The organism is Polymorphobacter sp. PAMC 29334, from assembly GCF_019431245.1.
Classification (GTDB): domain Bacteria; phylum Pseudomonadota; class Alphaproteobacteria; order Sphingomonadales; family Sphingomonadaceae; genus Polymorphobacter_B; species Polymorphobacter_B megasporae.
Map to the genome: position 1 here is coordinate 1,760,918 of NZ_CP080243.1, position 14,963 is coordinate 1,775,880.

11 protein-coding genes are annotated in these 14,963 nt (G+C 68.1%); 5 read left to right on the forward strand and 6 right to left on the reverse strand.

Annotated elements, in window-relative coordinates:
* Positions 1–406: 406 nt before the first annotated feature.
* A complete protein-coding gene (locus KZX46_RS12215) occupies positions 407–2,317 on the forward strand; it encodes a M61 family metallopeptidase (protein ID WP_219776797.1) in 1,911 nt (636 codons plus the stop codon).
* A gap of 82 nt (positions 2,318–2,399) precedes the next feature.
* Positions 2,400–4,466: a TonB-dependent receptor gene (locus KZX46_RS12220; RefSeq protein ID WP_219776798.1), complete on the forward strand. Its 2,067-nt coding sequence runs from the start codon at positions 2,400–2,402 to the stop codon at positions 4,464–4,466.
* A gap of 334 nt (positions 4,467–4,800) precedes the next feature.
* Here the strand turns inward: KZX46_RS12220 and KZX46_RS12225 are convergent, their stop codons facing one another.
* From KZX46_RS12225 to KZX46_RS12250, 6 genes are all read right to left on the reverse strand, one after another.
* Positions 4,801–7,131, reverse strand: coding sequence for a xanthine dehydrogenase family protein molybdopterin-binding subunit (locus KZX46_RS12225; protein WP_219776799.1), 2,331 nt, complete (start codon positions 7,129–7,131; stop codon positions 4,801–4,803).
* Positions 7,128–7,592, reverse strand: a complete 465-nt coding sequence (locus KZX46_RS12230; protein WP_219776800.1) for a (2Fe-2S)-binding protein — start codon at positions 7,590–7,592, stop codon at positions 7,128–7,130. Before KZX46_RS12230 ends, KZX46_RS12225 begins: the two co-directional genes overlap by 4 nt.
* On the reverse strand, positions 7,589–8,884 hold the full coding sequence (locus KZX46_RS12235) for a cytochrome c (protein WP_219776801.1): 1,296 nt from the start codon (positions 8,882–8,884) through the stop codon (positions 7,589–7,591). The genes KZX46_RS12230 and KZX46_RS12235 overlap by 4 nt, the downstream gene beginning before the upstream one ends.
* 169 nt (positions 8,885–9,053) lie before the next feature.
* Positions 9,054–9,755, reverse strand: a complete 702-nt coding sequence (locus KZX46_RS12240; RefSeq protein ID WP_219776802.1) for a glutathione S-transferase — start codon at positions 9,753–9,755, stop codon at positions 9,054–9,056.
* Positions 9,756–9,809: 54 nt separating this feature from the next.
* Positions 9,810–11,141: a sorbosone dehydrogenase family protein gene (locus KZX46_RS12245; RefSeq protein WP_216708783.1), complete on the reverse strand. Its 1,332-nt coding sequence runs from the start codon at positions 11,139–11,141 to the stop codon at positions 9,810–9,812.
* Positions 11,142–11,152: 11 nt separating this feature from the next.
* Positions 11,153–11,584, reverse strand: coding sequence for a DUF2231 domain-containing protein (locus tag KZX46_RS12250; protein ID WP_216708784.1), 432 nt, complete (start codon positions 11,582–11,584; stop codon positions 11,153–11,155).
* 136 nt (positions 11,585–11,720) lie between these two features.
* Between KZX46_RS12250 and KZX46_RS12255 the strand changes: the two genes are divergently transcribed.
* The 3 genes from KZX46_RS12255 to KZX46_RS12265 are packed head-to-tail and all read left to right on the forward strand — an operon-like array spanning position 11,721 to position 14,901.
* Positions 11,721–12,644, forward strand: a complete 924-nt coding sequence (locus KZX46_RS12255) for a RimK family alpha-L-glutamate ligase (RefSeq protein WP_219776803.1) — start codon at positions 11,721–11,723, stop codon at positions 12,642–12,644.
* A gap of 2 nt (positions 12,645–12,646) precedes the next feature.
* Entirely contained in the window at positions 12,647–13,681 is a 1,035-nt protein-coding gene (locus tag KZX46_RS12260) for an LLM class flavin-dependent oxidoreductase (RefSeq protein ID WP_219776804.1), read from the forward strand.
* Positions 13,678–14,901, forward strand: coding sequence for a dicarboxylate/amino acid:cation symporter (locus KZX46_RS12265; RefSeq protein ID WP_219776805.1), 1,224 nt, complete (start codon positions 13,678–13,680; stop codon positions 14,899–14,901). Before KZX46_RS12260 ends, KZX46_RS12265 begins: the two co-directional genes overlap by 4 nt.
* Positions 14,902–14,963: the final 62 nt, after the last annotated feature.

The window sequence follows — 14,963 nt, forward strand, 5'->3', positions numbered from 1 at the left end:
GCCTGAGCCGCCAGGGGTGTCGTTTGAGCGAAAGCAGACATTGGCGTGACGGAGACGGCGGCAATGACTGCGAATAGGGAACTTCGAATGGCCGAACTGAACAACAATGACGGGCGTACCACAACGCGACCAAGCACCATTTGAACACTCCCGTCGAAAATTGAACTTGCTATTTGACCATCGACTATCGAGCCCCCTGCGATACGGGCCGAGGATTATGGGGTTGGTTAAAAGCCGGGAAGTGACAATCCGCCGCACCTCGGTACAAGCTTTAGATACGTGATATTATTGCAACACGCGTCAGCAATGGTAACGAAAGCGAAATAATACAACGCGATTGGTTTTGCGGTATTACTGCATTGGCGACAGCACGCCGCCGGTGTGCTGAGCAGCGGAACCATAGCCCATGACCTATCGCGCGACACTCGCCGCCGTCATCGCCCTAGCCACCGCGCCTGCCGCGTGGGCCGCCAACAGCGCCCCCCAGCCGGCGCCGATCGTCGATACGATCCCGGACTCGCGCGACATTGCCTTTCCAGGCACGATCAAGCTCGACGTCGACGCCAGCGACACGGCGCGCGGCATCTTTCGCGTCCACGAGACGATACCGGTCACCGCCGGGCCGCTTGTCTTGCTCTACCCCGAATGGCTGCCCGGCGATCACGCGCCGGAGGGGACGATCGACAAGCTTGCCGGATTGACGATCACTGCCGGCGGCAAGTCCATTCCGTGGGTTCGCGACCACGTCGACGTCTCGGCCTTTCACCTCGTGGTGCCGCCCGGCGTCGCGTCGATCGATATCAGCTTCCAGTTCCTGTCGGCGACCGCCGAAGCGCAGGGGCGGGTCGTGATGACCCCCGACCTGCTCAACCTCGAATGGAACAGTGTCATCCTGTATCCGGCGGGCTATTTCGCGCGCCGGATCATGGTCGACGCGGGCGCGACCTATCCCGCGGGCTGGACCTCGGCGACCGCGCTGCGGACGACCGCGGTGGCGACCGGCGCGATCCAATATCCGACCGTCGACCTTGATACGCTCGTCGATTCCCCGGTTTATGCCGGGCGCTATGCGCGGATCGAGCAGCTGTCGCCCGACGTCACGCTCAACCTGTTCGCCGACCGCCCGTCGCAATTGGTCGCGACCCCGGAAGAAATCGCCGCGCACCGCAACCTCGTCGTCCAGGCGAACAAGCTCTACGGCGCGCAGCACTACGACCATTATAACTTCCTGCTCGCGATCAGCGACCGGCTTGGCGGCGTCGGGCTCGAGCATCATCGGTCGTCGGAGGACGGCGTTGCCGGCGATTACTTCATGAAGTGGAGCGACACCGTCGGCGAACACGACCTGCTTCCGCACGAATACACCCACAGCTGGAACGGCAAGTTCCGTCGCCCCGCCGACCTGTGGACGCCGGAATTCCGTACGCCGATGCGCAACAGCCTGTTGTGGGTCTACGAAGGCCAGACGCAGTTCTGGGGCAATATCCTTGCAGAGCGGTCGGGGCTGGTCGACCACGACGATGCGATGGGGGCGCTGGCCGAGGTCGCGGCACGCTACTCGACGCTGCCGGGCCGTAAGTGGCGTCCGCTCGTCGATACGACCAACGAGGAGATCGTCTCGCAGCGCCGCCCGGTCGGCTGGGCGAGCTGGCAGCGGACCGAGGATTATTATTCGGAGGGGCAGCTGATCTGGCTCGAAGTCGATGCGATCATCCGCGAGCAGTCGCACGGCCGCAAGTCGATGGACGATTTCGCCAAGGCATTCTTTGGCATCCGCGACCGCGACTGGGGCGAGCTCACCTACACCTTCGACGACGTCTCCAAAACCTTGAACGGGGTCGTGCCGTACGACTGGGCGGGGTTCCTCCACGCCCGGGTCGATGCCGTGGCCCCGGTCGCGCCGCTCGGCGGGATCGAGCGCGGCGGCTACCGCCTCGCCTTCACCGACACCCCCACCCATTATTGGAAGGCGGGCGAGGGCGAAAAGAAGATCGTCGACCTGACGTATTCGCTTGGCATGGTCGTCGACAAGGATGCCGTCCTTGGCAAGGTCGAGTGGGACGGACCGGCGTTCAAGGCCGGGCTGACGGTCGGGACGACGATCGTCGCGGTCGACGGCGACGCCTATTCCGACGACCGCCTCAAGGAAGCGGTGACGAGCGCCAAGGGCACGACCACGCCGATCCGCCTGCTGGTCAAGTCGAACGACGCCTTCCGCGATGTCGTCGTCGACTGGACCGGCGGGCTGCGTTACCCGCGGCTCGAACGGACCGGCAAGGGACCGTCGACCCTCGACGCGCTCTACGCCGCGCACTGACCGGGTCGACGGCTAGCGGTTGCGGTCGACAACGCGCTTGCGGGCTGCCAACGCGTGCGTCCGTAACCGAAAGTCGTATCCGATGCGTTTGCTGCTAACCCTGACCGCGAGCGCGTCGATTGCGTCGCCGTTGCTTGCGGACGCGGCAGCGCCCGATACCGCACCCGAAATCGTCGTCACCGGACTCCCGATCGCGAAGGGCGACACCGCCTACGACATCGTCAGCCTCGGCCACGACCAACTGGCCACGAGCGCGTCGAACCGGATCGAGGACGTGCTGCGCGACGTCGCCGGCTTTCAGCAGTACCGGCGCACCGACAGCCGGACCGCCAACCCGACGAGCCAAGGCGCGACGTTGCGCTCGCTCGGCGGCAATGCCTCGTCGCGCGCGCTGGTGACGCTCGACGGTGCGCCGGTCGCCGACCCGTTCGCCGGCTACATCCCGTGGTTCGCGCTCGCCCCCGAACGCTTGGGCAATGTCCGCGTCACGCGCGGCGCGGGAGCGGGGGCATTCGGCAGCGGTGCGCTCGCGGGGACGATCGAGCTTAGCAGCGCCGACTCCGCAACTTTGCCCGGGATGCAGGCCGAACTCGACTTTGGCAGCCGCAATTCGCTCACCGCGAGCGCGGTCGGCAGCACCACGCTCGGCACCGGCGCGGTATCGCTGTTCGGCCGCTATGACCGTGGCGACGGATATGTCATCATCCCCGCCAACCAGGCCGGCCCCGCCGACATCCCGGCGCGCTATGCGCAGGGCAGCCTCGGCTTCGACGCGAGCATCCCGGTCGGCGACGAGACCAAATTGCTCGTCGATGCGCTCGGCTTCGAGGACCACCGCGTCCGCGGCATCGACGGCAACACCAGCGCGGTCCGCGGCGTCGACACCAGCATCCGCCTTCTCGGCACGGGGCGCTGGCAATGGCAGGCGCTCGCCTATCTGCAGGCGCAGACCTTCGCCAACGACGTCGTCGCGCTCGACGCCGCGCGCGCGGTCGCGATCCCGTCGCTCGACCAATACAACACGCCCGCAACCGGGTTTGGCGGCAAGCTCGAACTTCGCCCGCCGATAGGCGACGGCATCGAACTGCGCCTCGGCGTCGACCTGCGCGACGACACCGGCCAGACCGAGGAACGCTCGCGCTACCTGCTCGGGCGGTACACGCGGCTGCGTGAGGGCGGCGGCCACAACCAGGTCGCGGGCGGCTATGCCGAGGTGTCGGTGACCCCGCTCGAGGACATTACGCTGACTGCAGGCGGGCGGATCGACCATTGGCGGATCGCCGGCGGCTTCCTCCACGAGATCGACGCGCAGACCTTCGCGACGACGATCGACGAGCGACCCGCCGACCGCGACGGCTGGGAGCCGACCGGGCGGGGCGGGATCGCATGGGACGCGGTCGCAGGCCTCAAGCTCCGCGCGGCGGCGTATCTCGGCTATCGCCTGCCGACGTTGAACGAGCTGTACCGGCCGTTCCGCGTCGGCGCCGATGCCACCGCGAGCAACAGCGCGCTCGGGCTCGAACGCCTCAAGGGGGCCGAAGTCGGGGCCGACTTTCACCCCTCGTCGACGGTCCGCCTCGGCATCACCGCCTTCACCAACCGCCTCGAGGGCGCGATCGGCAACGTCACCGCCGGGGTCGGCCCCGGCACCTATCCCGAGGTCGGCTTCGTCGCCGCCGGGGGCATATACCGCGTCCGCCGCAACCTCGACGCGATCGTCGCGCAGGGGATCGAGGCGGAGGCGCACCTGACCGAGGGCGCGTGGCGGCTCGATGCGTCGTACGCCTACACCCATGCGCGCGTCCGCGGATCGGGGCTCGCGGCGGCGCTCAACGGGCTACCACCCGCGCTGACTCCGTCGCATCAGGCGAGCGCGACGGTCGGCTGGGTGCCGTGGCCAAATGCCTTGGTCGCGCTCACCGGGCGCTATTCGGGGGCGCAGAACGAGGACGACCTCGGCACGCGCCGCCTGTCCGATGCCGCCACGCTCGACGCGGTGATCGACGTGCCGGTGGCGCGCGGCATCGTCGTGACGCTGCGCGGGGAGAACCTGACCGACGCGCTGATCCAGTCGGGCGAGTCGACGACGGGGATCATCGACCGGGGGACACCGCGGACGCTGACGGTCGGGCTGCGCTTCAGCCGCTAGGCGTGCTTAGCCCTGTCCTACACGACCGCGAATGGCATAGAGTCCGGAGTCCGAGTCGGCGTGTAATCTGCCGACGCCGCGCTCTTTCTCATTGCTGGCATGATGCGCACGACAGGCGGTGGCCGAAGTCCGAATTCGTAAAATCTCGCCACGCGATCGCTGCCCGAAACCGTGAAAGCTGGTCGTTCGGTGGACTTGTGTAACCTTTCACCGGCGGGCGGCGTCTGGCCAATAACCAAAACGCCGCGACAACCTGGCGACCGCAGCGCGTCCGAATGGCGAAAAGCTGGTCGTTTAGTGGACTTGTGTAACCTTTGGCCACTCGGCGACGCGATCAGCCGGCTGGTTGCGACCCGGCCCTGTCGCCCCCGCCCAATGCCGCCAGCACTGCCGCCGGGGTGATCGGGATGTGGCGGAGGCGCGCGCCGGTCGCGGCGAAGATGGCGTTGCCGATCGCCGGGCCGACGACCGTCGTCGCGGGCTCGCCGATGCCGACGGGGACGTAGGCGCTCTCGACGAAGCTGATGTCCATCACCGGAACGTCGGCGATCCGCACCGGGGTATAGGTGTCGAGGTTGGTGTCCCTGACCTGCCCGGCGACGAACTCGGTGCCTTCGTGGAGCGCCATGCTCAGGCCCCACAGCGCCCCGCCCTGCACCTGCGCCAGCGCTGAGTCGGGATCGACAATCGTCCCGGCGTCGGTGACGATCGTCAGCTTTTCGACCGTCACGATCCCGGTCTTGCGGTCGACGGCGACCCGCGCGACGCAGGCGACCCATGTCGGCATGTCGCGCTCCTGCCCAAAGCTCGTCGCAATGCCCATTCCAGTGCCGGGCGACAGCGTCGCGCCCCAGCCCGCCTTTGCCGCCGCGCGCCGGACGACCTCGGCCTGGCGCAGCGCGCCGCCGATCGCGTTGGGCGCGGACCCGGCGTTGCGCCCCGCGCCGGTCAGCAGCTTGAGGCGGAAGGCGACGGGGTCCTGCTTCGAGTGATGCGCCGCCTCGTCGATGAAGCTTTCGAGCGCCCAGTTGGTCCAGCCGGGGCCGACCGAGCGCAGCCAGCCGGGGCGGAAGGTGGCGTTGGCCAGGTCGTTCGCCACCGCGCGGACCTTCTGGTGGCCGACGTCGTACCAATGGTCGGCGCCCGAGATCGCAAACGGGTCGTACTGCCCGCCCGCCTTGGTCTTCGCCAGCAGCGTCGGTCCGGCGATGACCTGCGTCGGCCAGCCGGCGCAGGCGTGGTGCTCCATCGCCCGGATCGTGCCGCTGCCGTCGAACTCCATCCGCAGCCGCTGGACCGACGGCGAGCGGACCGAGTCGAAGCGCGCGTCGTCCTCGCGCGTCAGGATCATCTTGACCGGCTTGCCCAGCGCCTTGGTCGCGAGCGCCGCGGGGATCGTATAGTCGCCGTTGAGCCGCCGTCCGAAGCCGCCGCCGAGCAGATAGGTGCGGAGGACGACCTTGGTCTCGGGGACGCCGAGCGCCTTCGCCAGCGTCGGCAGGATCAGGCTTTGCCACTGGTTGCCGGTGTGGATCTCGAACACCCCGTCCTTCTCGAACGCCAGCGCGTTGAGCGGCTCAAGCTGGAAATGGAGGACGGTGCCGGTGGTGTAGACCTGCTCGATCGTCGTCGCGGCGGCGGCATCGAACGCGGGGGCGGAAGTGGCATTGACGATGTCGAGCTCGATGCCGCCGTCGGGCTTGGCGACGAGCGCCCTCGCATGGTCTTGGAGCATCGCCTCCGACACGTCGATGCCGGTGCCGCCCGACCAGACGACGTTCAGCGCGTCGGTCGCCTTGATCGCGGCATAGGTGCTCGTGGCGATGACCATGACCCAGCCGGGGATGGTGTTCGACGGATCGTCGAGGATCAGGAAGCGGAGGTAGCCGGGGATTTTCTTCGCCGCGCTGTCGTCGACCGACACGACCTTCGATCCGTTGCGCGTCGGCGGCAGCTTGGGCCGGGCATAGACCATCCCGGGGACCTTGGCGTCGATGCCGTAGAGCGCGGTGCCGTTGGTCTTGGCATCGATGTCGAGGCCGTGGACCGGCTTGCCGATCAGGCGGCGCTCGGCGATCGGCTTGACCGGCAGCTTGCCCAGCTCGTCGGCGGTGAACTGGCGCGCGACCGCGCCGCTCCTGGCGATGTCGCCGTACGATACCGACCGCCCCCCGGCATGGACCGCGCCGTTGCGGGCGGTGCAAGCTGCGGGGCTGGTGCCCATCAGTTTCGCCCCCGCCTCGATCAGCGCGATGCGTCCGGCGGCTCCTGCCTGGCTGAACACCGGGAAGGTCTGCCACACCGACCAGCTGCCGCCGGTGACCATCAGGCCCCATTTCGGGTCGCTGTCGACGTGGACGATGCGGACCTTGTCCCAGTCGGCTTCGAGCTCGTCGGCGAGGATGCGGGCGAGGGCGGTGCCGACGTGCTGGCCCATCTCGGCGCGGATGATGTTGACCGTGACGAGGCCGTCGCCGTCGATGCCGAACCAGATCGTCGGGTCGAACGACGGGCCGGTGGTCGGCGCAGGGATGCTGCCGGGGACTGCTGGGTCAATCGCAGCGACGACGCGCGAAAAGCCGAAGACGATGCCGGTCGCCGCGCTGGCGACGAGGAAGCCGCGGCGGGACAAAGGCGACGTTGCGGCGGCGGCGAGGCGGCTCATGCCGGGGTCCCCGTCTTGCCGGCGGCCTGCTTGATCGCGTCGCGGATGCGGACATAGGTCATGCAGCGGCACAGGTTGCCGGTCATCACCGCGTCGATCTCCTCGTCGCTCGGCGACGGGAAATCCTGGAGCAGCGCCGCCGCCTGCATGATCTGCCCCGACTGGCAGTAGCCGCATTGCGGGACCTGCAGCGCGCGCCACGCCGCTTGCAACGGGTGGTTCGAAGAAGGGTCGAGGCCCTCGATCGTGGTGATGTCGGCCCCCGCGACCGATGCCAGCGGGGTGATGCACGACCGCGTCGCGCGCCCGCCGACGTGGACCGTGCACGCCCCGCACATGCCGATGCCGCAGCCGAACTTGGTGCCGGTCAGCCCGACGCCGTCGCGGATTACCCACAACAAAGGCGTGTCGTCGGCGATGTCGGTGGTCACCGCGCGCCCGTTGATCGTGAAGCTGGTCATTGGCCCTGGCCCTGCGCGCGGATGCTGGCGACGGTGTTCTGGAGGCTCGGCCACGCCGCCTTGGTCGTCCGCGTCGCGCGGAGATAGGCGGCGAGGCGCGCGACGTCGGCGTCGGTGAAGCCGCGGGCGAACCCCGGCATGACCACGCCGGGTGCGCCGTCCCTGGCATCGATCCCGTACAGGATGGCGCGGATCAGGTTGGTCGGGTCGTTCATCGTCACCGCGCTGTTGAGTGCGAGGTCGGGGCGCAGCGGGTTGACCTGCCCGCGGCCGTTATAGTGGCACGACGCGCACGCGCCGGCGTATAGCCGCACCGCCGGGTCGTATTGCAGGCCGACCCCGATCCGGTCGGCGGCGAGCGCCTTCTGCACCACCGCCGGTCCCTCGGCGGCGCGCGCGGCGGAGCCGTTGAGGCTGACGAGGTAGGTCGCGATCGCCGCGACATCCTCGGCGGGCAGCTTGGCAAGGCCGCGCGGAACCTCGGCCATCGGCCCGGCGGCGGTGCCGTGAAAGCGGCTGATCCCGGTGCCGAGATACGCGACGAGCTCGTCGTGGCCCCAAGCCAGCGGCGCGGGGTTGGTCGCGTCGAGCGGGGGCGCGATCCAATGGTCGACCGGCGCACCGGCGTACATCCGGTCGTGCTTCTCGGCCCCCAGTGCGTTGCGCGGCGTATGGCACGCGCCGCAGTGGCTGATGCCCCCGACGAGGTACGCGCCCCGGTTCCACGCAGCGTCGTGCGCCGCTTGCGCGACGTAGCGACCAGGGGTGAAGAACAGCAGCTTCCACCCAGCCTGGAGCGGGCGCAGGCTGAGCGGGAAGGGGATGGTGTTGGCCTGCGCCTCCTGCCGGACCGGCTCGCGGGTCATGAAATAGGCGTAGAGCGCGGCGACATCGGCGTCGGTCAGCTTGGTGAAGTGATCGTAGGGGAACGCCGGAAACAGGTGCGCGCCGTCGCGGCTCACGCCCTCGTGCATCGCCCGGCGGAAGGCAGCCTCGGACCAGCCGCCGATGCCGGTGGCGACGTCGGGCGTGATGTTGGTCGAATAGACCGTGCCGAAGCCGGTCGCCATCGGATAACCCCCAGCGAACGCCTTGCCGCCCTTGGCGGTATGGCAGGCGGAGCAGTATCCGGCGCTCGCGAGGACCGCGCCCTGCGCGACCTGTGTCGCCGGGAAGCTCGCCGCCACCGGGCGGTCGATCGCAGCGATCGCGGGCCGCCACGACAAAGCGGCGAGGCCGATGACGACCAGCAGGCCGACAACCGCGACGCCGATGATGACGCGTCTCAGCAAGGCGAGGCTATGGTCATCGTGGCTTCCTCCGACGCGCTCCGGAGCGGCCGCGACTCCGCGCCGCACCTCGGTCGATCGGTACCATACACGACTTTCGCCCGATCGCCTCCCCAAGAGCAGGACGCGAAGGTCAGACAGCTTTTGATGACGGTCGGTATTGGCTGCCGAGTTAGCTGCCGAGCACCTTACGCAACGACGCCTCGATCTCGCCGCCGCAATATGCGTCGTCGTAGTCCTCCCTCGCTTTCGTTGCGAGCTTAGCCAGCGGTGGCAGCGCGGAGACGCGGCGCGATAAAGCGGCGGTCATCGGTGCCGTCTCGTCGAGCATCGCAGCAAGCGTCGGGAAGCGGTCGCCCATCGTCGTCCACAAGGTCGCGGTGACGACGTCGGCGATCCCCGGCTTCGCCCCGCCAAGGACAAAGCCGCTATCGGCCGCCAGCCCATGGCGGTGTCCGGTTTCCTCCCACAGCGACATCCACTTGTTCAGGCGCGGGACGAGCGCCGCCCAGCGCGCGGGAGTCCACATCTGCTTGCCGCCGTCGATGGTCAGCTCGTCGATCACATCGTTGGCATCGGCGACGGTCTTGATCGTCGTGGCGCGGAGGGCAGGGGTCGACGGTAGCAGGTCGAGCGTCTCGCCAAGATACAGGATGATCGCCGGCATCTCGGCGATCGCGAAGTCGGCGGCCTTATCAACCAGCAGCGGCGGCCCCATGAACGGGACCGGCATCGCCGAGACCGCGCCGCTCATCAGCTCGCCGATCGCGTCGGCATCAGCTTCGGTCCACGTCTTACCTGCGTAAGCGAGGACCGCGCGGACGAACTGGCCGCGGAACGGCACCGGCCAGTAATACAGGTCGTAATCGGACATCGCGCTCTCCGGTCGGGTTGGCTCACCGACCCTAGCGCAGCACGCCGCCGCTCGTTAGCGCCGCGTGTCGTTCATCGCCGTCTGCGTCGCTGTGCCGGTCACGCGCCAGACGGTATTGCCGACGTCATCGGCAACGAGCAGCGCCCCCGACTTGTCGACTGCGAGGCCGACCGGGCGGCCGTGTGTCGTGTTGCCGTCGCCGAGGAAGCCGGTGATGACGTCCTGCGCCATGCCGGCGGGCTTGCCGTCCTTGAACGGGATGAAGACGACCTTGTAGCCGCTGACCGGGCTGCGGTCCCAGCTGCCGTGTTCCCCGACGAACATCCCGCCGCGATAGGCAGCAGGCAGGCTCGCCGCATCGTACCATGTGATGCCGAGCGGGGCGACGTGCGAACTCAGCGCATAGTCGGGCTTTATCGCGGTGGCGACGAGTGCAGGGCGCTGCGGCTTGACGCGCGGATCGAGGTGCTGACCGTAATAGCTGTACGGCCAACCGTAGAACGCGCCTTCCTTGACGCTCGTCATATAGTCGGGGACGAGATCGGGGCCGAGCTCGTCGCGCTCGTTGACCACCGCCCACAGCTGACCGCTCGGCGCGAGCGTCAGGTTGGTCGGGTTGCGCAGCCCGGTCGCGTACAGCCGCGACGCACCGGTCGCGCGGTCGATCTCCCATACCGCAGCACGGCCGATCTCGGCGGCCATGCCGTTCTCGGTGATATTGCTGTTCGACCCGACGCCGACATACAGCTTCGACCCGTCGGCGCTCGCGACCATCGACTTGGTCCAGTGATGGTCGATCGGCCCACCGGGGAGGTCGGTCAGCTTCACGCCGGGCGTGGTGATCTGGGTGTCGCCGTCGTGGTACGGGAAGCGCAGGACCGCATCGGTGTTGGCGACGTAAAGGTCGCTGCCGACCAGTACGACACCGTACGGCGAATGGAGACCCGACAGGAAAATCGTCCGCAGCGTCGGCTTGCCGTCGGCGCCGTAGCGGACGAGCGTGATGCGGTTGCCGCCCTTCGCGCTCGCCCCGCCCTCGGCCTTGATCATGCCCGCGATCTTGTCCTTCGGGCGATAGATCGGGGCTTTGGGGCCGTTGGTTTCGACGATCAGGACGTCGCCGTTGGGCAGGACGGTCATCGTCCGAGGATGAAGCAGCCCGGTCGCGAGCGCCTCGATATGCAGCCCTGCCGGGACGACCGGCGTTTGGGTGCCGCTCCACCCGACCGCTTTCGGCACATCCATCGGCGGCAGGAGATACGCCTGCGGCTCGGGAAGAACCGGGTTCGCCCCGATCTGAGTTTTCGGATCGATCGTCGACTTGTCGCCGCACGCGGCGAGCGCGAGCAGGCCGGCACCGACGAGCAGCGGGCGGAGAGCGGTCATGCGATAAGCTTTCATGCGAAACGGGCGGCGCGCGCGCCGCGCTCAAAGAAGGGAATGAGCAACAGGATCACGACGACCACGATCGAGAGCGTCAGACCGGTTGGAACGACCGACTCATAGGCGTCGCGACTGTGGACGAAAGCGTTGAACACCGAGACGATACTCGCGGCGGCGGATCCGACTGGCAGCGCCCAACCGGTCCGAAACCAATGCCCGGGACGGCTGGTCGCGAGTTCCACGAGGCCGACAATCGCAGCCAGCGCGGCGACGATGAGCCCGGCGGTGATCAGCCACATCGAGAAATTCGACCACTGCATGTCAGCATTGTCGGCGTAGACGATGTCGGTGACCAGCGCGCCGGCGAAGCAGGCGGAGGCAAAGCCGAATACCGAGCGGAAAAGCGGGAACAACCGCCGTGTCGTCGGCGGAGTAAATTCGGTCATGGCCGTTCCCTATGCGTGTGCCGAGTAGGACATTCGGGCGGCGTGAAGGTTCCGTCGCGGCAACGATCGATCGACAGTATCATGATAGCGATACCATCACTGATGACACCGGGCCTGCGAATGCTATCTGTGATCGATGACAACCGATCTCACAATCCTGTACGAGCATCCCGCGTGGTTCGTGCCGTTATTCGCCGCGCTCGACCGGCGAGGGGTGCGCTACGAGGCGTTGCACCTGTCCGACCACCGCTTCGATCCCGCCGATCCAAAGCCGCCGTCCCCCGTCGTGCTCAGCCGCGTCGCGATGTCGAGTTTCCTGCGCGAGGCCGATCATGCGATATTCTATGCCGAGGCGCTGTTCGCGCATTGGTCCGCGTGCGGTGCCCGGGTGATCAATGGGGCGGAGGTCATTGCAGTTGACCGGTCGAAGGCCCGGCAGTTGTCGCTGATCGCCGGGCTTGGGCTCGGTATCCCGCGGACGCGCATCGTCCACCGGGCGGCCGACCTGCCCGCCGCGGCGCGGGAGATCGGTTTCCCGCTCATCGTCAAGGCGAACATCGGCGGGTCGGGCGCGGGCATCGTTCGCTATCAGAGCGCCGACGAGCTAGCCCAGTCGATCGCCGATAAGACGACCCCCGAAAGCGTCGACCGCGTGCTGCTGGTGCAGGAGTACATCCCGGCCCGCGACGGGATCGTGACGCGGATCGAGACGCTCGACGGCAAGTTCCTCTACGCGATCGACATCGAGAGCCCCGCCGACAGCTTCGACCTGTGCCCCGCCGATGCCTGCGAGATCGGACGCGGACCGGGCGCGATCGGGATGACGCGGGCCGATCCTGCGCCTAAACTGATCGATGCTGCCGAGCGGATCGCACGTGCCGCAAGGCTCGACGTCGGCGGTATTGAGGTGATGATCGACGACCGCGACGGCACCGCGAAGTTTTACGATGTCAACGCGCTGTCGAACTTCGTCGCCAAGCCGCTCGACGTCCTCGGCTGGGACCCGCATGAGCAGCTGGTCGACTATCTCGAAGCGGCCATCGCTGCGAAAAGGACCTGATCATGCGCTACGGGTTTTGGGCTCCGGTCTTCGGCGGCTGGCTGCGCAACGTCGCCGACGAGCGGATGTCGGCGAGCTGGGAATACACCCGCGACCTCTGCGTCCGCGCCGAGCAGATCGGTTATGACCTGACTCTCGTTGCCGAGCTCAATCTAAACGACATCAAGGGGATCGATGCCCCCGCGCTCGACGCCTGGTCGACGGCGGCGGCGCTCGCGGCGGTGACCAAGCGGCTCGAATTGATGGTCGCGGTCCGGCCCAACTTCCACCAGCCGGCGCTGTTCGCAAAGCAAGCCGCGAACATTCAGAACATCAGCGGCGGGCGGTTGAGCCTCAACGTCGTGTCGTCGTGGTGGGCCGAGGAAGCGCGCCAATACGGCCTCCAGTTCGACGCCCACGACGACCGATATGCGCGGACGTCGGAATGGCTGCGCGTCGTCGACGGGCTTTGGAGCGAGCCGCGCTTCAGCTTCGACGGGAAGATCTACCGGACCGAGGACGCCATCCTCGCGCCCAAGCCGGTCGCCAAGCCGATCCGCTATGCGGGCGGTGAGTCCGAGGCTGCCAAGGCGCTGATCGCCGGGCAGTGCGACGCCTATGTGATGCACGGCGACGAGCCCACGATCATTGCCGCCAAGATCGCCGACATGCGCGCGCGGCGCGAGCGGCTTGGCCTCAAGCCGATGATCTACGGCATGGCCGCGTATGCCATCGTCCGCGACAGCTCGCGCGAAGCCGACGCCGAGGTCGCGCGCATCACCGATATGGGCGACACTCCGCCGCCGGGGTTCGACAACTTCGACCAGTGGTTGTCGGGCACCCAGCTCGAACGCGAGCTCAAGATCCGCGAGTATTCGGTGAGCAACCGCGGCCTCCGTCCTGGCCTCGTCGGCACCCCCGAGCACGTTGCCGCGCGGATCGAGGAGTTCGAGGCCGCCGGGCTCGATCTCCTCCTTCTCCAGATGAGCCCGCAGATCGAGGAGATGGAGCGCTTCTCCGCGCAGGTTATCCCGGCGAACCTCCGCCACGCCGCGTGAACCGTACCCTCGCGACGCTCGCCGGACTGATTATCGGGATCGCGGCGGGAGCGCTGACGATTGCCCGCGGCTGGCCCGCGACCGATGCGCTGGCAGCGGCGAACCTCGTCGGAACCCTGTGGCTCGATGCGCTGCGGATGACCGTCCTGCCGCTCGTCGTCACGCTGACCGCGACCGGCACCGCGCGGGCGATCGCGGCGGCGAGCGGCGGCGCCGTGATCCGCCGTGCGGCGGTGCTCGGCCTGTTCCTGCTGGTCGTCTCCGCCGCCGCCGCGATGTTGCTCGGGCCGCCGTTGCTGTCGGCGTGGGCGCCGGATCCGGCGTCGCTCGCGGCGCTGCGCGGGGCAGGGACGCCGGTCCCGGGGCACTTTGCCGGATCGGGCGATGCGCTGCTCGGCCTCGTTTCCCCAAACCTCGTTGCCGCCGCGGCCGAAGGCGCGATCCCGCCACTTGCGATCTTCGCTCTGCTGTTCGGCGTCGCGGCGGCACGCCTGCCACCTGAGCGGACGCGGACGATCCTCGATGCCCTGGCGCAGGCGGCGGAGATCATCCTTGTGATCGTTGGTTGGGTACTCGCACTTGCGCCGATCGGTGTCGCCGCGCTTGGCTTCGCCCTCGGCGCACGGCTTGGGCTGGGCGCAGGGTCAGCGCTTGCGAGCTACGTCGGCACGCAGATCACGGTCACCGTCGTCCTCGGCGTCGCGATGTATGCGCTCGCGGCGCTGGCCGGGCGCGTGCCGGTGGTGTCGTTCGCCCGGGCGGCGCTCGAGCCGCAGGCGGTCGCCGCGAGCACCCAATCGTCGCTCGCCGCGCTCCCCGCGATGCTTGCCGCCGCCGGCCGGTTGACCCCGGCGGGATCGGCGAGCGCGCCCGCCGCCATTCTCCCGCTAGCGGTCGCGCTGTTCAGGCTCGCCGCGCCCGCCTCGATTGTTATCGTGACGCTCGCGACCGCGCATCTCACAGGCGCGCATCTTACCGCCGCCACGCTCGCGACGGTCGGCGGGCTATCGATCCTCGGCACGCTGATCATCGCCGGGCTGCCGAACCAGACGACCTTTTTCGCGGCCTATGCCCCGGCGCTGCTCGCGGCGAACCTGCCGATCGACCTGCTGCCGCTGTTCCTCGCGGTCGATGTCATCCCCGACATCTTCTACACCGTCACAAACGTTACCGCCGACCTCTCGGTAGCCGCCACCTCGGCCCGTTCCGAACGGCGCTAATCTCGGTCGACCACGTGCGGTTTGATGCCCCTGACGTCTTTTTGGTCGGGGTCATGGGAGCG